The sequence below is a fragment of the Synechococcus sp. MIT S9507 genome, assembly GCF_047304715.1.
Classification (GTDB): Bacteria; Cyanobacteriota; Cyanobacteriia; order PCC-6307; family Cyanobiaceae; genus Synechococcus_C.
This window is the reverse complement of record NZ_CP138970.1, coordinates 1,117,900-1,141,547: the sequence shown is the minus strand read 5'-3', so window position 1 is coordinate 1,141,547 and position 23,648 is coordinate 1,117,900. Positions and strand designations below refer to the sequence as shown.

Here is a 23,648-nt window from a genome sequence, read left to right as displayed (position 1 = left end):
TACACCTACAACCACGCGATTGCAGCCTATGATTGGAGGTATTGCGTCAGCTGCATTCAAAACTTGCGCACCTCCTGTAGTTCGGCTTGAAACTAGTACCACGCTGATGGACGCAACAAGCCCTTAGAAGGGCCAAACTGCATTAATCACAGGAATCCCCGGGTCTCAACAACAACACTTGTTGGATGTATTGATTCAACAACCTGATTTGGAAGCCATCTGGTTGTTCGGTTCGAGGGCGATGGGCCGTGAACACACTGGATCGGATATCGATTTGTGCGTCGATGCTGCTCGTCGACGAAATAACGAACTAGTCATCTAGACATTCGACCGCTGGATTGGCCTTGTTCAAGCGAAGGCAAGGCTGTCCTCTTAATTCACTCCTGTCGCCTCCGTTGATCTGCTTGCTATTAAGACCCAGTGCTTGGCCAGTACGTTTTGCTGATGGATGTCACGACGGTTCCCCATAGCACCAAATTGTTATCCCTAAGCGAGTGCTTGAGAATTTTGATCTCATGCCAGGTCAGGTGTTAAATATGATCACCCTGCTAGGATTAAATCCGTGTCCAGTCTATCTATTTCTGCGTTGCGCGGTTTTCTCGAGGGTGAAAACACATTCGATCGAGATGGATGCGTCTGTGACCTCAGACCTTCAGGTTGTGGATTCTTTGGGTTGGATTGGGCTGTTGACCAATCGCCATTTAATTGTTTTCCGTGCCAGGGGCTAAAAGCTCTCTCACAAGGGCTTCGCGGCCAGCATCTCTGGAACCACTGATGCCACTGACGCCTTGATCCACTAAGAAGTCTTTTTGTCAAAGCCAGCTGAGCTCATGGGTGAACTCAAACGCCTGAATTAATCCTTGTTGCTCAAGCTCACTGAGTGGACGGCTGGCAGCAAGAGAGAGCGCTCGTTCGAGCGTGGCTAAGGCCCGTTCGTAATTTTCTAGGCGCTGCAGCCAGCTCACATCGGCGTCTGCCATGGAAGCCAATGCGGCTGCACCACATTACGAAGCAACTGAGTGGTCACAAAGGCCTTATTCAAAAGACCGGTCTTTTTGTCTTGCAATAGCTGCGAGTCACTGGCGAGGGTTAGGGCTTGATGGCGCAAGGAGTTCTGAGGTGGCTTTGCCCTTCCTTCAGTAACGGCTCCGGAAGCAGGGTGCTGCTGTGGCCCATGCTTCACCTCCTTGCATAGATCAACGGGGAGTGGTCGCTCGGCCATTCGGGTGCTTTCGCCTAAGGGTCGTGAACTCAGACCTTGAATTGCTGGGAGAGGGAGTAGTTCAGCTGGTGGGAAATAGCGATACGTAAACGTGCCTTTCCCGTTACGTAGGCGTGCCTATGCTGGTGGTCCCCCTCCCCCCCTTTTTTTTTTTTGACTGCATAGACGGCTGCGGGGATGATTCGACGAATGCATGCCCAGCCAAAAATGTTCAGACTTTGCAGCAACGCTTTGGCAGGGTAGATTTCACAACGTCACGTTTCGAGAGGGTTGAGCTCTGCTCCCGTCCGCTGTGACCGCAGGCAGAAATGTTGTGCCTGCACGACGTTCTGAAGACTCAATGCCCTCCTCTATTACCCTCACAAAAACCGCCCTGATCACCGGAATCACCGGCCAAGACGGCAGCTACCTAGCAGAGCTTCTGCTTGAGAAGGGCTATGAAGTTCATGGGATCAAAAGACGAGCAAGTAGCTTCAATACGACCAGAATTGACCATCTTTATCAGGATCCCCATGTGGATGATCCGCGGCTGGTGCTGCACTACGGGGATTTAACGGATAGCAGCAATTTGATCCGTATTATTCAGCAGGTGCAGCCGGATGAGATTTATAACCTTGGCGCCCAAAGCCATGTGGCAGTGAGCTTTGAAGCCCCCGAGTACACCGCTAATTCCGATGCTCTAGGCACCCTGCGCCTCCTCGAGGCGGTACGGATGCTAGGGCTTACGGAGACAACGCGTATTTATCAGGCGAGCACGAGTGAGCTGTATGGCTTGGTGCAGGAGATGCCGCAGAAGGAGAGCACGCCCTTCTACCCAAGAAGCCCCTATGGGGTAGCCAAGTTGTATGCGTACTGGATCACGGTGAATTACCGCGAGGCCTACGGGATGTATGCCTGCAATGGGGTGCTTTTTAACCACGAGAGTCCGAGGCGTGGTGAAACGTTTGTGACGCGCAAGATCACGCGGGGATTGGCGCGGATTGATGCGGGTTTAGAGGATTGCCTGTATATGGGCAATCTCGATTCACTGCGGGATTGGGGCCATGCCCGGGATTATGTGGAGATGCAGTGGCGGATGCTGCAGCAGGAGGGACCACCGGAGGATTTTGTGATCGCCACGGGGCGGCAGGAAAGCGTGCGCCGCTTTATTGAATTAACGGCATTGGAGTTGGGCTGGGGGGCCATCGAGTGGGAAGGCGACGGCTTGGAGGAAACCGGTAAACGCAGCAGCGGCGAAGTAGTGGTGCGGATTGATCCGCGCTATTTCCGACCTGCAGAAGTGGAGACGTTGCTGGGTGATCCCGCGAAAGCGAAGGAGAAGCTGGGCTGGACGCCAACGACAACGCTGGAGGAGTTAGTGGCGGAGATGGTGGCAACGGACAAAGAGGAGGCCAAGAAGGAGGCGTATTTGAAATTGAAAGGATTCAATGTGGTGGGCTCGATGGAGAATCCACCCACCAACCCTGATGCTGTAAAGGCCGCTGGAGTTAAGGCGTGAGCAGCTTGATTAAAGCGGGTGACCGCTTTTTTGTGGCCGGCGCGCGGGGCATGGCAGGTAGCGCGATTTGTAGGGCGTTGCAGGAGAAGGGCTATGGCGATGAAGCGAAAGGCGGAGCCTTGCTGATTCCAAATCGGCAGGAGCTTGATCTCTTAGATGGCGAAGCCGTGAAGGCTTGGTACGAACAGCAGAAGCCTGATGTGGTGGTGCTGGCGGCCGCCAAGGTGGGCGGAATTTATGCGAATGACACCTACCCAGCTGATTTTCTGCTGGAAAACCTCAAGATCCAAACGAATGTGATTGAAGGGGCTTGGAAGGCGGGGGTGAGGCGATTGCTATTTCTGGGTAGTAGTTGTATTTACCCGAAGTTTGCCGAGCAACCGATCACAGAAGAAGCGTTATTAACGGGAAGTTTAGAACCTACCAATGAGTGGTATGCGATCGCCAAGATCACGGGGATCAAGCTGTGCGAATCGCTGAGAAAGCAGTATGGCTTTGATGCGATCAGTTTGATGCCAACGAATTTGTATGGCCCGGGAGATAACTATCACCCGGAGAATAGCCATGTGCTGCCGGCTCTGATCCGCCGCTTCCATGAAGCCAAGCAAGCAGGATTAGAGAGTGTGATTTGTTGGGGAACGGGATCACCGATGCGTGAGTTTTTGTATGTGGATGATCTGGGCAAGGCCTGCGTGTTTGCGCTGGAGAACTGGAGCGCTCTTGATCAAGAGGCACCCAGAGATGATCAAGGGAATCCGCTGGCGTTTTTGAATGTGGGAACGGGAGTGGATCTCACAATTAAGGAATTAGCGGAACAGATTGCTGCGGTGGTGGGGTTTGAAGGAACGATTGAGTGGGATACCAGTAAGCCAGATGGCACCCCAAAGAAACAGCTGGAGGTGAGCCGGATGAAGGGGTTGGGATGGAACGCTCAGATTCCATTAGCGGAAGGATTGCCAGCGGCTTATGGCGATCTTCTGAAGGCTCAGTCGGCTCAGACTCTGCGCCAGTGAAGTCACCCTGGCTTTGATCTCACCTGCTCGCACCAGTCCTGGTGCTCCAGGTACCAACGGACTGTGTCCTCCAACCCTTCCTCGAAGCGGTAGCGGGGCTGCCATCCCAGTTCAGTTTCGATTCGGCTGGGATCAATGGCATAACGGCGGTCGTGACCAGGGCGATCGCGAATGAGTTTGATCAGTTGCTGGTGGGGCTTCCTGGAGGGCTGAAGTTCGTCTAGAAGCTGGCAAATCGTCTCCACGACTTCGGTGTTGGTGCGCTCCCCATATCCACCAACGCAGTAATTACGACCTGATCGTCCTCTGCATGCGGCCATAAGCAAGGCGTCCACGTGATCTTCCACATGCAGCCAATCGCGAATGTTCATGCCATCTCCGTAGAGGGGGATTGGCTCTCCTGCTGCAGCCTTGAGGACCACCACTGGAATCAGTTTTTCGGGAAACTGCCAACGGCCATAGTTGTTGCTGCAATTGGTGAGCACAACGGGTAGCCCATAGGTGTGGTGCCAGGCCTTAATAAACAATGCTTGTAAGGCGACCTTGACAAATTCTTTAAGATTGAAAATTATGGCATTAAACTTTTAAGAAAAGCACGTCAAATCACTTTATTATGATTCAATTTCAAGTAATTATTGCATTAGCCGAGCTGGCAAGAGTTTAAATATATATACTATATTATCAAGCCAAGAGCAAACTATTGCTATCATGATTTATGATTCAGGCTATCAAATTCATTGGTTAAAGTTTTAGCGAAGTTGTATGCGGTCTTTTACTTATGCCTAGGGACATTCTGAGGAACTTTGTTTTTATACACATTCCTAAAAATGCTGGTAAATTCGCTGAAGATCGATACGGACTTTCTGATAATCCCTTAAAACAGAAAAATATTAATCATAGGGATAATTTAAGGTCTAGAATAGCAGGCTTTGCTGTAAAAACATTTAATAGTCGTACGGCCAAGAAACATGCTAAAGGAATGTTTGAAATGTCTTTAGTCGGTCAGCATTTAACGCTAATAGAAATGGAAGCATTCGGCATACTTAATTATAAGACAGCTGAAGATACAATCTTTACTATTATTAGAAATCCGTTTACTAGAATAGTAAGTTTATTTTACCACCATACTCTACAAGAAAATCAAAATCAAAAGAATTTCGATAAGTTCTGCGAAGAATTTCCAATTGATATAAACCCTAATATGTCACATAGGCTTTTAGCTCATAAGCGAAACCAATGTGACTTTGTAAAAAGCTTCAATGCAGAGATAGAAAATAAAGTTATCATAATAAGATTCGAAAACCTTATTAGCGACTTGAATAAATTCGAAATTGAAAACAATTTGGCACCTAAAGTTGATGTAACGAGTCAAAATAGTGACATCAATAAAAGAGGAAAGAGACCAAAATATTCACAGTTAGAGAATAAATTTAACAGACATTTGATAATAAAAAATTACGAAAAGGACTTTGTCCGATTCAATTATGATTATTAGATGTATTTAGCTCTTCGCGTCTCTTCAATGGTTTTACATTGAAAACTTTCTACCCTTTTATTATTTAATTATAAAAATTCTCCTATGGCTAATCAAGAACATCAATTTTCTAAGGTTTTTTGCTTGGGTCTCTCTAAAACGGGGACGACGTCTATGGGTAAGTATTTTTCGAAATTAGGATATAGAGTGTGTAATCAAAACGTTAACAAAGAACATGACATAGATAAAATTTACAAATTTTGCGATCAAAAAGTAGATGAATACGATATGTTTCAAGACTTGCCTTGGCCAGTTACTTTTACTCGATATATGGAAAAGTTTCCAGACGCTAAATACATTCTTACTTACAGATCTTTAGATCGCTGGCTGAACTCGATGTCAATTTACGCTGACAAATCTATTCCGCTCCACCAAGCAATATATGGAAACAGTATCTACAAAGGTAATGAGATTGAATTTAGAGACTTTTATGTGACACATATTTGTAATATAGTGAAAGCTTTTAAGGATAATCCCGGAAGACTATTAATGATAAACATTGAAAATGACAACTGGTATATCACTAAAGCTTTGCAAGGGTTTCTTGGCATATCAGTTGAGGATAAAAACATGTACCCTGTCAGCAATAAGGGTAACAAAAATGCATTGAAATGGTATATCAATAGACATAAATGGAAAAAACTTGCTAACTCGGCTCGTTTTCAGTAAATCTTTCAATTGTCAAGCTGTATTTAAAGTTAAAAAATCTCACACTTTGCCCTTCTTGCCCCGTGCAGTACCTTTCAAGAAAAAACAAAATTAAAGACAGGCTTAAAGATATCTATTATAGTCATAAGTTAAGAAGAATTTCTAATGAATATATTTTCATTCATGTTCCTAAATGTGGAGGAACATCTCTTAGGAAAAATTTAAATATAAATTTAAATACCTATATTTATGACTGGCATGAAATAAAGTTGAAACATCTTAATCCTAATCAGAAAGCAATAGTCTGCATAAGGAATCCAATAAAGAGATTCGAATCTGCATTTTACTCTAAAATTCATATGAAAAAGAATCTGAACGAAAAAGAAAAAGGTTTTTATGAAAAATTTCGCGATATAAATGTATTTATAGATGCATTGATGAACGACAATAAAAATGTTGTCAATTATTTAAAATATTTAAACGCAATTCCTATTATTACAAGATATTCTTCATTGCAGTATTGGTTTGGTTCACTTAGCCACCTTGAAAAAAATAAGCATAAAATAAAATATGTAATTAAGCTTGAAAATTTAAATAACGATTTGTCTCAAATATTTCAATCTGAACAATTAAAGCCACAGCCCTTGATTAACAAATTAAATGCTAAGCCTAAGGATAAATTTGTTCCTATTGATCAAAAATACATATCCTTTTTAAATCATTATCTAGACGAAGAATTTGTCCTTGCAAATGCTATCCTTTCCTATCACAACAAAAAATCGTATATAAAGCATTAAATTATGAGCTATTTAATTGATTTAGGAAAAAAAATTCCATATGAAAAAAGAAAAAAATTAATCTTTTTGTCTGTTTTTAGTTTAATTTCTGCTGCACTCCAAGTTCTCAACGTTGCACTTTTAGTCCCTTTCCTTGAGTCAATATCAAATCCTTTAAAGTTTATTCAGAAATATCCCTACCTTGAAACTATAGGTTTCAATGTCCAAAATATAATACTGTTTTCCTGCCTATTGTTTATGCTTCTATGTATAGTTTCTGGATTTGCAAGAGTAAAAATAAATGATTATTCGAATTACATTTCAGTAGATATTGCTTGCAATCTGTCAGATAAGGTTACAGAATCTGTTGAAGCACAGTCATACTCTTGGCACGTAAAAAACGATAGTAGTTCTATTTTATCAACATTAACCAATAATTTAGATCAGACTTCCGGCCTTATTACAACGCTTGCAGTATTTATTCCAAATATATTATTAATAGTGGTTTTGTTCAGCTCATTAATAGCCTTAGAGCCAAAGGTTATTGGTTTCGTGATGATCATGATGTCTTTATTCTATTATATTTCATTTAAACTCAATGCCGAAAAAGTTATACGTATTGGGCGAGAGCGCATTACATACAATAAAAATATGATTGCCTGGATTCAGGCTATGCTCAAATCCATCAAAACCATAAAAATCGAAAATAATAGTCAATTCTTCCTTGATAAAATAAGTAGTTCGAATAGAATATTTAGGGAATCTAAAGCTAAGAATAAAATAATTCAAGAAACACCAAAATTTCTTGTTGAACCATTCTTTATTTGCACAGTACTTTTAATAATAATTATCTATGACTTTCAAGGTTTGAGTTTACAGAAATTAGCTGAGCCTTTGGCTCTCTTAGCTTTTGGTTTTACAAAGCTAATTCAACCAATTCAAAAAATATATCAAACGTCAAACTCTATAAAAAATTCTAAGCCAGCAGTAAAATCTGTCATTTCGATGATAAATCTAATGAAAGAATCAAAAGAATCGATATACACACCAATTCCAAATGATAAGTCTTTGCATATTGATACCGATAAACTTCTAGATAAATCCGATCCCCCTCTTCTGACAATAAACAATCTTAGTTATAAATACAATTGCGATGATAGATATATTCTTAATGATATAAATTTTCATATTAATAAGGGCGACACAATAGCTTTAGTTGGAGAGACCGGAAGTGGAAAGAGTACTCTGCTTGATCTTTTGATGGGACTATTGACACCAACTGAGGGTGAAATATTATTTAGTGGAAATAATATTCAATCTACCTTAAGTAATTGGAAAAACAAATTTGCATATGTACCACAAGAATTAACTTTTACTCATGATTCTATAGCCAACAATATAGCCTTTTATAGGTCTGAAAAAGTGGATATCAGTAAAGTTTCAAGTTTAATTAAAACTGTTAATCTTAGTGGATACATTGATTCCCTTGAAAATAAGTTAGACAGTTATATTGAGGAAAATGGGTTGAATTTAAGCGGCGGGCAGCGTCAACGGCTTTGCATAGCAAGAGCGTTGTATAAAAGAACAAATATAATTTTTCTAGATGAGGCTACTAGTGCTCTTGATAATAATACAGAATCACTCGTAATGAATAATCTCCACGAGATGGGTGCTACAATAATTCTCATTGCACACAGATTGTCAACAACAAAAAATTGCTCAAAAATCCTATATTTAGAAAATGGCCACATTGCAAGTTCTGGAACCTATGATGAACTCATGACATCTTCAAGGCAATTTCGAAAATTGGTGCATCAAGCCTAAGGTTGTCAAAAATTCATCATCTATATTTTGTTGAATACTAATTGTTAGCGCTAGAATCTATAAGTTAAACGTTAATTAGGGCCTCCTGAGATAGTCATATCTACTGCGCGGTAGTGGTTTTGAGCAGTTATCGGAATTGAACTGTTTAGAAACAGGCTTATCTGCTCTTAAAATCTGCCCAGAGTTTTCCACATGTATCGATAGGAGCATCTTGATCAGCTCTGTTTAAAGACCTTTTTTCTCTCATTCGGTGGGCAACTCTCGGGTGACAATCGTTGGATCAAGCTCGCCGAATTGATTCCATTATATGAGCTGGAAGACGACTATGCAGCTTAATTTTGCAAGTGCTTTAAGGTTATATGCTATATGCATTTTGCTTTGTCATTTAAACCGCAAAAGTCTTTTTCATTCGGAGGTATAACAATTGATTAAATAATTGAAACTTAATATTGAGTTTTGGGCAAGGTTTTTGATAAATCTAAAAACAGAAATTAAAGGATATCGTCTAAAAATTAATTATAAATTTGAATTTTCATTTTTTCTTAAGCGTATGCATGTTACTCAAATTTCTATCGGCCGCTTTCATCATTTTCATCTGGCGCGACAGCTAGAAAAAAGGAACCTATTGGAAGCTATTTATACAGGATATCCTCGATTTAAAATTAAGGATGAACCGGGAATCCCTAAGCAGAAAATATATACATTCCCATGGCTTCATGCTCCATATATGGCTCGAGGGCGCCTACGGCTTGATCGCTCAATTTGGCTAGATCGCGAATGGGCTTGGTGGGCTCATGAATCATTAGATCACTACGTTGCTAGTAGGTTGAAAGATAATCCTTGCTTAATTGCTCTTTCAGGGAGTGGACTTTATTCAGGTTATAAAGCACAGCGATTAGGAGGATTTCATATCTGTGATCGCGGCTCTTCTCATATTCGTCATCAAGAAGAGTTACTTTCTGAAGAATATCGACGTTATGGTTCTCGTTGGAGAGGAATTGATCCTAGAGTAATTGAGAAAGAAGAAGCAGAGTATGAACAAGCCGATTTAATTTCTATTCCTAGTGCATTTTGCTACAATAGCTTCTTGAAAAAGGGTATATCGTCAAATAAGCTTATTAAAATTCCTTATGGAGCCAGATTAGAACGATTTTATCCTGACACTACAATCAATCCTAATAGAGATCAATTTACTATTTTCTTCGTGGGGCAAGCAAGTCCAAGAAAGGGTTTCATTGATTTACTTGCTGCATTTGACAAATTTAGTCACCCTAATAAACAGTTGATTCTTGCAGGATCTATGAGTAATGAAGCAACGTCATTACTAGAACGTAGAGATTGTTCGAATATAAAAATACTTGGCCTTGTTCCTAATGATAAACTTAGATTTTATTATAATAATGCTACGGTATTTGTCCTTCCAAGTATCGAGGAGGGGCTCGCTATGGTTATTGGAGAAGCGATGGCATCTGGCTGCCCTGTGATTGCCACCACTAACACTGGCGCTTCTGAGATGATCACTAATGGAATTGATGGATTTATTGTTCCAATCCGCTCACCACAAAGTATCGCAGACCATTTTGAATTACTTGCAGATCAACCGGAAATTCGAAATCGGATCAGTCATGCTGCTCTATTGCGTGTAAAAAGGATTGGGGGATGGGATTATTATGGTGAGCAATGGTCAAATGTTTTGACATCTTTATAATATTTTACTTCGCTTTTTTAGGCTCTTTTATTTCACAAAATCTTTATGAGGCTACATAATCTAAAAGTCAATAGTCTTTCTGTTAGTCGTATTAACAAAACTCGAATATTTTTGTTTGTACTGATTTTAATAGTGCTGTTTGGACAATTCTTAATTGAGCAATCTTTCAGCGAGAGAAGTGCCGCGCTAATCGCAGCAATTGGCTCATTCATTGTAATTTACGACGCCTTTCAAGTAGGACGGTTCTATAAATATCCACTTTCTTCTGTAGTATTGTTGGGCTTTTCTATCGTTTTGTTATTAGGCCCCTTATTGTTTACCATTCTCGAGGGCAAAAGTATTGCTTTCAATCTTCTACTTCCGAACATCACTTTTTTAAATTCGGTGTTGGTAGGTGTAGCTGCTGTTTGTGCACATTTTTTTTATCGAAGAATAAAGCAATGTCAACAATTAAGATCCTCGCTGCACAATTTCCTGTTACGACTTAATATATTTTCTCCACTCTCTTATTCTGAGCTGATAATAATGAGTTTTGTGGGCCTAATTGCCGCTGCTGCTCAGTCTTGGTTCTACGGAAATGTGATAGTTATTAAGTTTATACAAGGTTTCAGATTTTTTTCAGTTATACCTGTCGTTTATTATTTTCAACAGACTATTCAATTTAATCAATTTAAAGCTAGTAATAATAAAAAATTTGCTACGTCTTTCATTGTTGTATATCTAATACTGCTTGGAATAATTTCATTAGGCAAAAATTCACGGAGTGACTTTTTCGTTCCTATAGCTTCTTACGGTATCGTAATAGGTTTGCTATGGCTCTACGGTAAAATACAAGTACGTATCCTTTCAGTAATATCAGTATTGCTGTCAGTAGTCATAGCTATACCTATTTTTACAGACTTTGCTACCGCAATGGTCATGGTTCGTGATCAAAGGAGGAATGAAGCTAGTCCGACCGAGCTTATCCAACTCACTATTAGCGAAATGAATAATCGTGATGAAATAAGCAAATATAGGCTGTTACGATTAAATTCAGGCAATATATCCTCAACTGGCTGGAGTGAAGAATATTTATCTAATCCAATGTTAAATAGATTTGCTAATGCTAAATTTGTAGATAATTCTCTTTACGACGCTTCATTTCTTGACGAAAATGAAAAGGAGCAATTAACCAATTTTCAGATTTCACGTCTAATAGCCTATTTACCTAATCCAATTATAAATTTATTCTCCGCCGACAATAATTTTAAAGCTAAAGTGCTATCTCAAGGTTTTGGTGACACTCTCCACTACCTTGCTACTGGTAATCCAAGCGTCTTAGGAGGCTTTCGTGTTACTCACTTTATTGGCATGGGAAAGGGTTCGATAGGATATTTATACCTATTGTTGGCATTTTTCTCATTTATTATAATTTTTATATTTGTAGATTCTCATTCAATCTGTAACCACCTTTATCATTCAAGCCTAATAGCGCCTACATTTTCGATTGTAGCCATTACTCAGTTCTATGATTGGTTCACAATCGCAAAAACAACTTCTTTAACAGCTTTAGTTGCATTTCCTCTTCGCAGTTTTTTTGAACCTATTTTACTCGTTGCTCTAGTGCGTTGGCTTTTAAAAACACCCTTTTTGATAAAATCATTGAGTCTGGATCAACAAACTACCAAGAGAGATTCATAATACAAAAAATATTTTCAGCGTTTAGTTTACTCCTTGCAACTAAAATGAATCCTAGAGCGTGAAACACCCTTTGTTTTTTCTTTTCTCATTTGTTGTTTTAATTTCATCTTATTGGACTGAGAGTATTTTGCTTTATGCTGTATCTACAGCAATAATTTTTGGCGTATGTGTACAAAGACTGATTGGCTTCCATAAAAACATATATACAATTAAATATTTTTCATTAATTGCTTATACTACATTTTCATGGACTCTTATCGGTCAAATTCTATCCTTCTTTGCTTTTTGTCAAATAAATGGTTTTAATCAACTCTTAAACTATCAATTAGGCGGGAAGGTTGTTGAGTGGACTTTTTTGTCATTATCAATGGCTTATGTATGCGCTTTTTGTGGTTTTTTTTCACTTTTTTCGCTATTGCCTTTCGTCGATAAATGTGAAAAAGAGATTACCTCTTTTATGCTTAGATCTATATCATTCAACTCTCGAAGACTACAAAAGCAATTTGCTCGGATCAGCTATTTATGCGGGGCTTTTTTGTTTTTCCTCATATCTACTGGACTCCTTGGCTTTAAAGGGACACAAGTTGATGCTGCGTATTCTTCCGGTAGTCAAGCCTTATGGTATCCTCTCGTTCGACTTTCCCTTGCAATACTAGCTGTACTGCCTGTTTTTATATTTAAACTGATTGAAAAAAAATGGTTTAAACATTTATTTCTTATAATCTCTTTCCTGATAGGCATCTATGTATCATTTACCATAGGCCGAAGAGCCTTTATCTATCAGTTAATTTTATGTTTTTATTCATATATTTGGGTCTGTCTTGCTGTTGACAATAAATTGCCTTCCATCAAACCAAGAGTTTTATTAATGTCAGGACTTGGCATTTATTTTATACCTAAACTGCTCACGTTTTTTCAGTACATAAGAACTCTCAAGCTCACGGATTTGAGCTTATCTAATCTTTATTCACTCTATTTACAGTTTAATCAGAATAAAGAGCTTTTAGCGCAAATCGAGAATTCTCAAGCTCTAAATTATGTTACCCGACCTCTTTTGCATTCAGTGCTAGCACGTCTGACAAAAATTGATAATTTAAATTTTACTGGTTTTGTTGATCTACATCATTCATTTCAATATTCGTTACCTACCTTTTTAGTAGGATCAAAATCTGCTTTATATGGATCAAAAGCACAGTTGGTTAATGCTATAGGAATCGATGCTGACTGGATCTCTTCTCCACCTACAATGTCATACTTATCCTTTGGTATTTTAGGACTTCTGGTTTATCCCCTTCTCTATGTAGGAATCTACTATTTATATTCTACTTCAGTATTAAGCATTCTAAAAGCAAAGTTCTCCTCACTAATATTAATTATCTTTTTTACTTTTTGGCTTGATAATGTTGTCCAGGGTATGCCTGAAGGAACAACAATAAGTTATCTTCGAGCATTTTTTATTCAAGCTTTGATCATAGTGTCTATATTCATCTTCTCTATCTTTGCTAAGATTTTAAGCCGTTCTTAGTTTTTTATTTAAAAATTACACTGTTTACCTGCAGCTACGAATGATTTATTCTGAATCTAAGAAGTTTCTTTTCTGTCATGTACCCAAAACTGGAGGAACATCAATAACCTCGTTGTTTTCAGATTATACTTCGCCTTTTCAGCAATCAAATTTTTCAAAAATATGCAGACGAATTCCTTTCGCAGAAAAAACTTATAAGTTCTACGATTTTCTCAACCGGCCCCATACTACTTGTTATAAAGCCAAAACACTATTTGGTAAAAAATTCTATTCTCTATTTTGTTTCGCAATAGTACGCGAACCAGTTGAGTGGTTATACTCATGTTTTAGGCATTACAAGAGGCACTGTTATATAATTAAGGGCTTGAAAAATATTTATAAGCCTACTACTTTTGATGAATTTCTTGAAACAATTATCTGTTTAGAGCCGCAATTAAGACCAAGACAGTCTCTGATGTTGGTAGACTCTAACGGCAAACTCCTTGCTGATTCTGTTGGTATTTTCTCTGAGCTTGACCAGTATTATTCCTATATAAGAGATTATCTAAATCTTTCTTCAAACAGCTTGCCTCATCAAAATAAGAATAATATACTTCATGATAATAATCTACCCTTTGAATCTTGTAGTTATAAAGATTTTGTTATGAAGCACTGGTCTTCTGACTATTCTCTATACGAATTAGCACAAACTACTCGTTTTTCTTCTGGTTTAAAGAATATGAGAATATATCCGACAGCACTAAGTATCAATCTCAACAAATATGATCCATGGTCCTTGTTTGCTAAGCCAAAAATAAACTGATTTCTCTACACAGCTATGAATCTATTAGAGTATAAAAAGCAAATTGTTTATATTGGAGCCGATAATTCTGGCTCTACCTCTCGTCATCGTGCTGATGCTCTTCGACGAATTGGATGCCCTGTTACTGTTTTCGATCCTTACCTAGTAGTGAAATCAAACAGAAAACTAATAAATGTTTTTAACTATCATTCCTCTTTCGTTTTTGTGCAAAAACTTTTGCTACAAAAACTCAAAAGATTTTTTTCAACCTTATCTTTTGTTCCAGATGTAATATGGGTTAATAGTGGTGAATTGTTAGGTATTACTATTCTCAAATGGCTCAAGCGTAATTTTAATTCTAAAGTTATTCTCTATCAAAACGATGATCCAACTGGTAACCGAGACGGAAATCGTTTTCTAACACTTAGAAAATCAATTCCTTATTATGATTTATGCGTATGCGTTCGTTACGAGACAGAGCTTGATTTTCTTTGCTTGGGTGCTAAAAAAACCTATCGTGTTATGATGTCTTATGATGAATGTGAACACAAAATAGATAAGCTTGATGAATCTATTATTGTGCCTCGTGTTGGTTTCTTAGGTACACTAATCAAGAAAGAGTCACGAGATATCTTTATCTTAGATCTATTGAAGTTATTTGTTCCTATTGATATTATTGGACCTAATTGGACAAAAAGCAAGCATTGGTTAAGGCTAAAAAAAAATGTATTAAAGAGTTATATCAGTGGTTCTGAGTATTCGCTCTGTTTGCAGAAATATGCCTTGTCTCTTGGTTTGTTGTCTCATGGTAATCGAGATCTTATTACAACACGCACCTTTGAAATTCCTGCTGCTCATGGTTTATTGTGTGCCGAGAAAACATCCGAACATCAACTTTTATATGAGCATTTATTCGAAGCCGTTTTTTGGTCCTCATCCGTAGAGTGTGCTTCTTTATGCAAAAGTTTAATTCAAGATATGAACCTAAATAAATTTATAAGAATCAATGGTTTTGCTCATTTAATTGCTTTGGGGCAGGGTAATGAAGATGTCTGTTTACGCATTTTAAGAGTTCTGTTTGATCCATGTTAATGCAGCTTTATTTTTAATTTTTGCCAATTTTGTTATGAACTAATTGTTCGATTTGTCTCCATTATCCACTTCGCCGCTTGTTTCTAATTTTGCTTTAATGCTTATTGTCTATCAATTGGCCATTTTTAATTTGTGTTTTCTGCTATGATTTCTCATTACCACAAAACAATTTTCATACATATTCCGAAAAATGGTGGTCAAAGTATTGAAAATGTTTTTCTTTCGGATTTAGGTCTTTCAAGAGAAGAAAGATTGCCACTTCTTATGTGTCCGAATAATATATCCTCCATTGGCCCTCCGAGGTTGGCACATTTAATTGGCTCTGATTATTTTAAATATCATTACATATCTAGGGATTTGTTTGATAGTTATTTTTCTTTTTCTGTGGTTCGTAACCCCTGGCATAGAGTTTTCTCTTTTTACAAGTTTCTTACTAAGCAACTAATCCCTTTTAATGAATTCGTAAACCGTAATTTTTATTCGAAGTATTTTTGTGATTCTGCTCTCTCATGGTTCGTAAGGCCGCAAGCTGACTATCTCTTTGACGATTCAAACACATTGCTTGTTAATAATATTTATCGCTTAGAATCCCTTTCTAAATCCTTTGACGAAATTCGTACTCAATCTCATCTTCCAAATAGCGCAGTGCTACCGTTTTCCAATAAAAGCTCTCCGAGCAGGCTTGTTCCCTTTTTGAAGCGTTTACGAATAGTCAATTCAAGTTTTGGCATGCAAGTAAAGGATGTTTACGATGATAAGGCTTTTAAACTGGTTTCTGATCTTTATGCGGTTGACTGTGAAAAGTTTAGCTATACATCGCTTTAGCATCAATTTTCACACTTTAAATCATTTTATTGTAGTGTCTGAAATTTTACTTGCTTTTTAGCTTTACTATTTTCTAATTCATTGCTTTTAAGAATTTTATTTGTTGGTTGACTTATTCCTATGAAATTTTCTTTCCTTTTACTTTAGCAGTAACTGCCTTTGCCGAAATTTATGTAAGCTAAACCATGCTTAGGTTGCTTGTTGTTGTTCATATTGTTCTTTTCTCACCAGCTTCTGTTGCCTCATTTTAGCATTTTCTTTTATTGAATATCTATGTACATTCTTTTGCTACGCCATTATCCCCTTGTAGAAGGCAATAGTATGCGTCGCTATGCTGATCAAATATCTATTGGCCTTCAAAAAAGAGGTCATACAGTTGAAGTAATTACAGCACCGGTTATTTTTGGATCTCTTTTTCAATCAAATAAATCTTTTACTAAGTGGCTAGGTTATTTAGATTGTTTTTTAATATTTCCTCCGCTGTTGTTGCTTAAAGTCTTGTCCCTTCCACGAAATATCCTATGCGTTTTGACTGACCAGGCATTGGCTCCGTGGCTCCCATGGCTAGCAAATCGACCTCATGTAATTCATTGTCATGATTTTTTGGCATTAGACGCATCTTTGGGTCTTCAGCATTTTCATAAACTTGGAAGGAGTGGAAAGTTATACCAGTTCTATATTTTGCAAGGTTTTAGGCGTGGTAACTTTTTCCTTTCTGTTTCTAAGGCTACCAAGTGTAGGCTCGAGACTTACCTTTTAAAGCCTTTTACTCTCTCTGAGGTACTCTATAATCCGTTAAACGACAACTTCTCAGTTTTATCAGAATCTGACTCTTATAAGCTCATTCAAGCTACTTTGCCTCAAATACTTAAAAGTAATTATTTGTTTCATATTGGCCGTAATTGGTATAAAAACAGACGTGGAGTTTTAGAAATATGGGCACATTTGCATCTCCAGGGTTTGCAATATCATCTTGTAATGATTGGATCGCTTGAACCCGCGTTGCAGTCATGGATAAATTTGCATCCTCAACTAAAACTTTGGCTCCATGTTTTAGACACTGTTGACGACAAGACATTAGTTGCACTTTATAATCGTGCTTCTCTTTTATTATTTCCCTCTCATGCTGAAGGCTTTGGATGGCCTATTTTGGAGGCTCTTGCATGTGGATGTCCTGTTGTTACCACCGGCTTACCACCTATGACGGAGGTTGGCGGCTCTGCTGCAACAACTATACCTCCAGCACCTACTTTTAATTCTCAAAGAGATGAATGGGCTTCAAATTCAGCTAAAATAGTTTCAAATGTTTTGACTCGTACTGATTCAGAAAAGAGTCATATACAGCGACTTGGTTTTGATCAATGTTCTCTATTCGTTCGTGATAAATGGTTGGACCAACTTGAGAATTATTATTTTCAAGCGCACAATTCACAATCTAATAACTGATGTCAAGTTTTATAGGTTGTTACCACTTTGATTCTTCAGGAAATGAGGAATTCAACTCCTTTAGGTCTAGGAATAAAAGCTCTGTATATCGTGATTGGTTAAGCAGTGATAATCGTTGTTGGCTTGCGATTACTCAAATAGAGAATACAACCATACCTATAGACTCTCTTGAATTTACATCTAGCAGTTGTGGACGTTTTCATATCTGTTTTATTGGGGATATTCACAATCATCTAGAAATTCGTAGGGGACTTCGCTTTGAGAATTGGCTTGGTTTGGATCCAGCTGAAACTATTGCTGAAGGATTAGCCCAGCGTGGACCTGCCTTATTACTTGAAATGCGAGGATCCTTTTCATTTGCGGCTTACGACAAGGATAAGCAGCAGCTGCTTCTTTCGAGAGATAGATTTGGCATTAAGCCACTTTACTTTTTTTGGAAAAAAAATATTTTATTATTTTCTACAGATCGCCAAAAGCTATCTCTCGGCAAAACTTTAGCTCGTCAATCCATATGCAATATTTTATCGTTTGGTCATGACTTTGCTCCTGTAGATTTTCCAAAATCATTTTCTTCTTCGATATCAGCTTTGCCAAGCGGCATGGTGGTTCGTTTCAATCACAGTCGTCCTCACGATTCTGTTCGATACTGGCCTCCTCAGCCTCGTCCTGATTGGTCTCCCTTACCTATTTATAGAAAAAACTGGGCTCATACTTTTCTTCGTCAAAAAATTGAGGAGGTGGTAGATCAAAATCTCTGTATGAATTCACCAGTTGCATGCCTGTTATCAAATGATATCTACAGCTATATTTTAACAACTGTAGCTAGTTGTCTTAAAAAAGGAAGTGTATCTAGCTTTAGTATTTACCTTCAAGATGAGTCTTACAACCAAGGTCAACAATATTCTTCCTTAGCTAGTTATTGTGGAAGTTCTCATCATAATTTGTCGATCAGCACTGATGAGGCTTTGAGTTGGGTAGAGCCCGCCCTCACATCTATGGATGTGCCAAACGTGCATTTCTTTCATAAGTACTTTCTTAGTCGTTCACTGGCTGATCAAAGCGTTGAAATTGCTCTTTCTGGCCTAGGAGCTGATTCCCTCTTTGGCTTGAGTCCCCAACACCGTAATGTATCAATACTGATGGCTATGCAGTGGATTCCAGAGCCTTTACGAAGGGCGTTAATTCATATAGCTTCACCCCTGCTAGCAAAAATTATTTCCACTTCTCCCAAATGGGATTGTGAATATCTTGGTCTGGCTATGAGACGCCTAACTCACGATGAGAATTTTCATCCTGTTGATTTTCCTTTAACAAACTGGCCACTTTCACCTCCCAATTGCATTACTCAAAAATGGGGCCAAATTTCATGGTTTGACCTTTTTGGATATTCATTGCCAACATTTTTAATTGATTCAATTTCAACGCCTTTCTGCAATCGGTTGGAATGGCGTTTTCCTTTTTTCGATCATCAACTCGCTGAAATTACTTTGCGAATGCCTCAGCGATTTCACGGTAATGGCAATAAGCTTCTACGAAATGCATTTAAAGACCTTTTTCTACCTTCTTCTCTTTTAAACTCAACTAATCATATTAGCTTGCCTATGTCAATATGGACTCGTGGTCCATTACGCCAGCTTTGTAGTACTCGTCTAGAAATTCTGAAGACAACAGGTATAGTCGATAGTTCTTTTATTGAACAAATTTGGCGAGCATTTGAGCTTCGACAGATATCTTGGAGATGTATATGGAGTCTGGTCATACTTGGAGAGCTTGCCAGGAGAGAATTTAATTGACAATGTAAATTTGACGGGTATTTTTGTCCCTAAACTTTTTATTTGGTAAGGTTTTTGGATATTAAAATGTAATGTGTATTTTCCTCTCAACTATTCAGTTATTTGCCTTGTTATCCATGATCTGATAATTCTGTACCTTTATTATCGCTTTCATTAAGCATTAGTCTTCTTGCCTATTCTGTATACCTACTGATTATTGTGTAGTATCTTCTATTTCTTTAGCGGTTACACCACTTTTTTCTGCATCTTAGTCATTATGTTGTTTCTTCCAAGCCGTAAATTTCTTTTTGTTAAAAGTAATAAAACTGCCTCGACAAGCATTGAATTAGCCCTAAGTAGATTATTCATTTCTGAACCTGATCTCTTTTTCACCCCTTTAGACTTTCACGACGAATGTCTTCGCTTGCAATATTTACATTCATCTTATAATTTCAATAGACTTCCATCTATTCCCCTGCTTCATAGTAAGAGTCTTACTTCATCTTTGCGACTATTAAAGTTTCGACTTAGTTTGTTACTTAAAAAATCTGTCATGTCAGAAAATAATTTTTCATTTTTAGCTCGTGCACACCAAATCTATTGTAAAAAACACTACTTCGTTACCGGTTACCATCCACATATTAGCTATGCGAAAGCCCTTTTGTTAAATTCAGATTTTTATCACTATCATTCCATATCTTTTACCAGGCATCCTTTTAAGCGCTTTTATTCTTTCCTCTTATACCGTGCAAAACGTTTACATATCAACGCTACCAAGAATTGGTCAACTTCAGACTGGGTTGACTTTGCAAATTCTGTTTTTTCCGATTTTGCAAAAAGGCCAATTCGTAGTTATCTTTATGATCTACGTAGTTCTTCTTGTGTGTCCACTGTTTATTCATTTGAGAATATGAAAGAATCGCTTTTTGATTTATCTTTGAAGTTTGGCTTTGAAACCAATAAAATTTTTGAATTACTTCCACTGTCAAAGTCAAGTTCTGGATTTAGTAATCTAAATTTTGTTCCTATAAATAATGTATTGACTCCTGAAATTAAAGCCAAAATTCTAAAATGCGAGGAATGGTCGTTTGAACATTTTGATTATAAGGAATCTGTCGATGATTTCGGTACTTCTCGTATATGTTGGCAATCATCCCATAGTTAGAATCAAAAAATCTGTGCTTTGTGAATTTCTTTTAATCATGTTGCCTTATTGTTCTCTCTTATGAGTTGCTTTCCCTTTTCTTTGGTATTGTTATTGCTTTAGGAGCTTTTAATGCTGAACTGCTTATGTTTTCTTTTTTAAGTAATTTATTCTTATTTGCTAATTTTTGTTCTCCTTATTTTTCGATAGCCTAGGCTACGAAATACCCTTTTGAACTATTATGAACTTTGCTCAACTTGCCGCAAATATATATCTTCCCTGGAAATATAAATTTAGGTCTATTGTTAGATCATTTTCCCGGGAGTATCCTCGTCAGTATTTTAAGTTTAACAAAGCAAAAAGAGTTATCTTCGATGATAAAAACCATCAAAATCGCCTAGTTAATCGAACTACCCTGTTAACTGTCGAGGGTTTCCCAAGGTCAGGTAATAGTTATATGTGCAAACTTATCAAGGAGGGTAATACGTCTATTCGCTATAAAATAGCAAATCATATGCACCATCCAATGAATATAATTATCTCAATAGAAAATGACATCAATTCTGTTTGTATGATTAGAAAGCCTAAAGATGCAATTATTGCGAATGTAGCTCATTTTCTTTCTGTCAATAAGAACCATTTGTCATCTGGAAAGTTGCTTAAACAAAAGCCTGTGCCTTCTTTTTCGGATGTGTTAGAACATTATCTCTGGTTTTATAACTCGCTTTTCAATTATCGCAGTAAAATATTGTTTGTCCCTCTTACCGATTTGATCGAGAATGAAGAGAATGTTTTGAAGCGGATTAATTCTTTCCATAACCTTGATCTAAGCTATGTAAAGGTTGACATGGAAAAAGCTAAATCACATATGCTTCCTAATCATGATCGAAACAAAATCAAATACGAACTTGAAGAGCATTTCAGCACTTCTTCATTGCCTAATCTTGAGGAGGCTAATTTAATATATGATCAGCTTTCGAAGCCATTATCTCTTTGACTTGCTTCTGTTAGGTATCTGAATATTGAACCCTTTCTTTCAGGCGCCTTGCACTTCAGTAAGTGCAATTTTTTGGATTAGTCTCCTCCGTAAGACAAAATTGTCCTCACTATCAAAGTGGCATTGACTTATTCCTGTCAAACCATCACAGCTATTTGAATGAGGTCAATTTAATTTTGAATGAGAGTTGTACCTATTTTTCGCGCTATGGTGCAAACAACTCTGCCCTCAGAGGTGGATCTTTTTAGATATCTATTATGACATTAAAAATCTTACGAATCATATCCTCTCTAAATCCCGAGGGTGGAGGGCCATCTGAAGGAATACGTCAGATCACCCCACACTTGTCGCGACTAGGCGTCGCCAGCACAGTCGCAAGTCTTGATCCACCCTCGTCTGCGTGTCTCAGAGACCAATCTTTTAAAGCAGTTGGGCTGGGCCCAGTTTTTAGTGGATATGGGTATTGTCGGAATCTCCCAGATCGAATTCTTTCTCTCGCTAGTGAGCACGATGTAGTAATAGTACATGGTCTTTGGCAATATCATGCCTTTGCCACTTGGCGCGCTTTGCGATGTAGTGGTATTCCCTATTTCGTGTACACACACGGGATGCTCGATCCATGGTTCAAGATCACTTACCCTCTCAAGCATCTAAAGAAATGGGCCTATTGGCCCTGGGCGGATTACCGTGTTTTGCGTGACGCTTCCGCTGTGTTGTTCACCACTGAGCAGGAGCGTTTGCGGGCCCGGCAGTCGTTCTGGTTATACCAAGCGAACGAGCAAGTGGTTAGTTACGGCACCTCGGCACCCCCTGCTGATTCCGAGAGTCAGCGACAGGCCTTTTTCGAGCGCTTTCAACATTTGCGGGACCAACGCATCCTCCTGTTCCTCAGCCGAATCCATCCCAAAAAGGGTTTGGATTTGTTGATTGATGCTTTTGCTTCGGTTGCAGGCAGCGATCCCCGACTGCATCTGATGATCGCTGGCCCCGATCAAGTGGGTTGGCAGGCCACCTTGCAGCAGCGGGCTTCGGAGCTGGGAATTGCGGAGCGCATTACCTGGCCAGGCATGCTTAGCGGCGAACTCAAATGGGGAGCCTTTCGCTGTGCTGAGCTGTTTTGCCTCCCTTCTCATCAGGAGAATTTCGGTATTGTCGTAGCGGAAGCATTAGCCTGTGGTTTACCTGTTGCGATCGCTAAGCCGGTTAATGTTTCTACCGATGTCGCTAATGCTGGTGCAGGCATCGTTTTTGACGATGAAACTTTGGCTACGGAAAGGGCTCTTAAGCAGTGGTTGGCTATGACTCCTTCGGATAAATCCGAAATGGCTAAGTGTGGTCAGCAATTTTTTTATGACCGTTTTGATTTTGAATCTGTGGCGAAAAATCTTCTCCCTGTCTTGGAAGCAGCCGTTCAACCTCGTTTAATTCGATGATCCTTTCTAAAGGCATTCCTTACGATGGGCCCAGCTTCAATCGTCGCCACCGTTTAGCGAGATTAATTTGGCAGCTTGTTTGGTTACTCCTTTTTCGTCCAACACCGCCTCCAGCTCATGTTTGGAGATGTTGGCTGCTGCGTCGCTTTGGCGCTAAGATTCATCCCAGTTGTCACGTATATAGCAGTGCAAAAATTTGGGCACCATGGAATTTAGTTATGGCTGAGAATTCATGCCTTGGTCCAGACGTTAATTGTTATTCAATGGCATTAATTCAGTTAGGAAAAAGAGCTATTATTTCTCAGGGTGTTTATCTTTGTTCAGGCTCACATGATTACACTCAAGAGTCTTTTCAACTCTTTGCTGAGCCCATTTTGATTGATTCGGATGTATGGATTTGTGCTCAATCATTTGTAGCTCCTGGTGTCCGTATCGGTGAAGGAGCCGTGATAGGTGCAAGGTCTGTCGTCACTAGGTCCCAGCCACCATGGTTCGTTTGTGCGGGAAATCCGGCTAAGTGTTTGAAACCGCGAGATCATCCAAGATCAAAATCTTGTTAGTTTATTTAGAAGTATTGTTTTTTAGTCATGCTGTTTAGGCGACTTGAACGATTGTCTGAGTTTCAAATTCTGACATTCAACATAGCATGTTTTTATCTTTCAATGCTGTGCTAAAATATATAAATGAATTAGTGTTTGGCTTTGACTCTTGATGGCTCTAATTATCTACA

General features: G+C 38.7%; 20 protein-coding genes and 1 pseudogene. 19 read left to right on the top strand and 2 right to left on the bottom strand.

Annotated elements, in window-relative coordinates:
* The first annotated feature begins 178 nt into the window (after positions 1-178).
* Entirely contained in the window at positions 179-322 is a 144-nt protein-coding gene (locus SIB83_RS06170; protein ID WP_413747082.1) for a nucleotidyltransferase domain-containing protein, read from the top strand.
* Positions 323-812: 490 nt separating this feature from the next.
* Here the strand turns inward: SIB83_RS06170 and SIB83_RS06165 are convergent, their stop codons facing one another.
* Positions 813-980 carry a nucleotidyltransferase substrate binding protein gene (locus tag SIB83_RS06165; RefSeq protein WP_413747081.1) on the bottom strand — a complete coding sequence of 56 codons (168 nt, stop codon included), beginning with the start codon at positions 978-980 and terminating at the stop codon, positions 813-815.
* Between the two features lie 582 nt (positions 981-1,562).
* On the opposite strand from SIB83_RS06165, the gene gmd reads away from it, so the two are divergent.
* Positions 1,563-2,720 carry a GDP-mannose 4,6-dehydratase gene (gmd, locus tag SIB83_RS06160; RefSeq protein WP_413747080.1) on the top strand — a complete coding sequence of 386 codons (1,158 nt, stop codon included), beginning with the start codon at positions 1,563-1,565 and terminating at the stop codon, positions 2,718-2,720.
* A complete protein-coding gene (locus SIB83_RS06155) occupies positions 2,717-3,733 on the top strand; it encodes a GDP-L-fucose synthase family protein (protein WP_413747079.1) in 1,017 nt (338 codons plus the stop codon). Before gmd ends, SIB83_RS06155 begins: the two co-directional genes overlap by 4 nt.
* A gap of 2 nt (positions 3,734-3,735) precedes the next feature.
* On the opposite strand, the pseudogene SIB83_RS06150 reads toward SIB83_RS06155, so the two are convergent.
* Positions 3,736-4,254 (bottom strand): annotated as a pseudogene (locus SIB83_RS06150) (dTDP-glucose 4,6-dehydratase); the annotation flags it as partial.
* Between the two features lie 257 nt (positions 4,255-4,511).
* Here SIB83_RS06150 and SIB83_RS06145 point away from each other — a divergent pair.
* The 16 genes from SIB83_RS06145 (at position 4,512) to SIB83_RS06070 (ending at position 23,478) form a co-directional block, all read left to right on the top strand.
* Positions 4,512-5,228: a sulfotransferase family 2 domain-containing protein gene (locus SIB83_RS06145; RefSeq protein ID WP_413747078.1), complete on the top strand. Its 717-nt coding sequence runs from the start codon at positions 4,512-4,514 to the stop codon at positions 5,226-5,228.
* An 84-nt stretch (positions 5,229-5,312) separates the two neighbouring features.
* Complete coding sequence (locus tag SIB83_RS06140; protein ID WP_413747077.1) at positions 5,313-5,936, top strand: sulfotransferase; 624 nt, start codon at positions 5,313-5,315, stop codon at positions 5,934-5,936.
* A 62-nt stretch (positions 5,937-5,998) separates the two neighbouring features.
* Positions 5,999-6,712: a sulfotransferase family 2 domain-containing protein gene (locus SIB83_RS06135; protein ID WP_413747076.1), complete on the top strand. Its 714-nt coding sequence runs from the start codon at positions 5,999-6,001 to the stop codon at positions 6,710-6,712.
* A gap of 3 nt (positions 6,713-6,715) precedes the next feature.
* On the top strand, positions 6,716-8,515 hold the full coding sequence (locus SIB83_RS06130) for an ABC transporter ATP-binding protein (protein ID WP_413747075.1): 1,800 nt from the start codon (positions 6,716-6,718) through the stop codon (positions 8,513-8,515).
* A 436-nt stretch (positions 8,516-8,951) separates the two neighbouring features.
* Entirely contained in the window at positions 8,952-10,223 is a 1,272-nt protein-coding gene (locus SIB83_RS06125; protein ID WP_413747074.1) for a glycosyltransferase family 4 protein, read from the top strand.
* 132 nt (positions 10,224-10,355) lie between these two features.
* A complete protein-coding gene (locus SIB83_RS06120) occupies positions 10,356-11,903 on the top strand; it encodes a hypothetical protein (protein WP_413747073.1) in 1,548 nt (515 codons plus the stop codon).
* 58 nt (positions 11,904-11,961) lie between these two features.
* The gene (locus SIB83_RS06115; protein WP_413747072.1) at positions 11,962-13,428 is read left to right on the top strand and encodes a hypothetical protein; all 1,467 of its coding nucleotides are present in this window, start codon (positions 11,962-11,964) and stop codon (positions 13,426-13,428) included.
* A gap of 40 nt (positions 13,429-13,468) precedes the next feature.
* Positions 13,469-14,230: a sulfotransferase family 2 domain-containing protein gene (locus SIB83_RS06110; RefSeq protein ID WP_413747071.1), complete on the top strand. Its 762-nt coding sequence runs from the start codon at positions 13,469-13,471 to the stop codon at positions 14,228-14,230.
* A gap of 15 nt (positions 14,231-14,245) precedes the next feature.
* Positions 14,246-15,301, top strand: coding sequence for a glycosyltransferase (locus SIB83_RS06105; protein WP_413747070.1), 1,056 nt, complete (start codon positions 14,246-14,248; stop codon positions 15,299-15,301).
* Between the two features lie 132 nt (positions 15,302-15,433).
* Positions 15,434-16,126, top strand: a complete 693-nt coding sequence (locus SIB83_RS06100; protein WP_413747069.1) for a sulfotransferase family 2 domain-containing protein — start codon at positions 15,434-15,436, stop codon at positions 16,124-16,126.
* Positions 16,127-16,399: 273 nt separating this feature from the next.
* Complete coding sequence (locus tag SIB83_RS06095) at positions 16,400-17,572, top strand: glycosyltransferase (RefSeq protein ID WP_413747068.1); 1,173 nt, start codon at positions 16,400-16,402, stop codon at positions 17,570-17,572.
* Entirely contained in the window at positions 17,572-19,365 is a 1,794-nt protein-coding gene (locus SIB83_RS06090; protein WP_413747067.1) for an asparagine synthase-related protein, read from the top strand. The genes SIB83_RS06095 and SIB83_RS06090 overlap by 1 nt, the downstream gene beginning before the upstream one ends.
* A 256-nt stretch (positions 19,366-19,621) precedes the next feature.
* Positions 19,622-20,509 carry a hypothetical protein gene (locus SIB83_RS06085; protein ID WP_413747066.1) on the top strand — a complete coding sequence of 296 codons (888 nt, stop codon included), beginning with the start codon at positions 19,622-19,624 and terminating at the stop codon, positions 20,507-20,509.
* Positions 20,510-20,729: 220 nt separating this feature from the next.
* Entirely contained in the window at positions 20,730-21,485 is a 756-nt protein-coding gene (locus SIB83_RS06080) for a hypothetical protein (protein ID WP_413747065.1), read from the top strand.
* Positions 21,486-21,742: 257 nt separating this feature from the next.
* A complete protein-coding gene (locus tag SIB83_RS06075) occupies positions 21,743-22,918 on the top strand; it encodes a glycosyltransferase (protein WP_413747064.1) in 1,176 nt (391 codons plus the stop codon).
* Positions 22,915-23,478: a putative colanic acid biosynthesis acetyltransferase gene (locus tag SIB83_RS06070; RefSeq protein ID WP_413747063.1), complete on the top strand. Its 564-nt coding sequence runs from the start codon at positions 22,915-22,917 to the stop codon at positions 23,476-23,478. Before SIB83_RS06075 ends, SIB83_RS06070 begins: the two co-directional genes overlap by 4 nt.
* Positions 23,479-23,648 lie beyond the last annotated feature (170 nt).

What these genes read in the sequence shown, in the direction of transcription:
- SIB83_RS06165 (WP_413747081.1), bottom strand. Translation starts at nt 980, where the DNA reads ATGGCAGACGCCGATGTGAGCTGGCTGCAGCGCCTAGAAAATTACGAA.
- gmd (WP_413747080.1), top strand. Translation starts at nt 1,563, where the DNA reads ATGCCCTCCTCTATTACCCTCACAAAAACCGCCCTGATCACCGGAATC.
- SIB83_RS06145 (WP_413747078.1), top strand. Translation starts at nt 4,512, where the DNA reads ATGCCTAGGGACATTCTGAGGAACTTTGTTTTTATACACATTCCTAAA.
- SIB83_RS06140 (WP_413747077.1), top strand. Translation starts at nt 5,313, where the DNA reads ATGGCTAATCAAGAACATCAATTTTCTAAGGTTTTTTGCTTGGGTCTC.
- SIB83_RS06130 (WP_413747075.1), top strand. Translation starts at nt 6,716, where the DNA reads ATGAGCTATTTAATTGATTTAGGAAAAAAAATTCCATATGAAAAAAGA.
- SIB83_RS06110 (WP_413747071.1), top strand. Translation starts at nt 13,469, where the DNA reads ATGATTTATTCTGAATCTAAGAAGTTTCTTTTCTGTCATGTACCCAAA.
- SIB83_RS06105 (WP_413747070.1), top strand. Translation starts at nt 14,246, where the DNA reads ATGAATCTATTAGAGTATAAAAAGCAAATTGTTTATATTGGAGCCGAT.
- SIB83_RS06095 (WP_413747068.1), top strand. Translation starts at nt 16,400, where the DNA reads ATGTACATTCTTTTGCTACGCCATTATCCCCTTGTAGAAGGCAATAGT.
- SIB83_RS06090 (WP_413747067.1), top strand. Translation starts at nt 17,572, where the DNA reads ATGTCAAGTTTTATAGGTTGTTACCACTTTGATTCTTCAGGAAATGAG.
- SIB83_RS06085 (WP_413747066.1), top strand. Translation starts at nt 19,622, where the DNA reads ATGTTGTTTCTTCCAAGCCGTAAATTTCTTTTTGTTAAAAGTAATAAA.
- SIB83_RS06080 (WP_413747065.1), top strand. Translation starts at nt 20,730, where the DNA reads ATGAACTTTGCTCAACTTGCCGCAAATATATATCTTCCCTGGAAATAT.
- SIB83_RS06075 (WP_413747064.1), top strand. Translation starts at nt 21,743, where the DNA reads ATGACATTAAAAATCTTACGAATCATATCCTCTCTAAATCCCGAGGGT.
- SIB83_RS06070 (WP_413747063.1), top strand. Translation starts at nt 22,915, where the DNA reads ATGATCCTTTCTAAAGGCATTCCTTACGATGGGCCCAGCTTCAATCGT.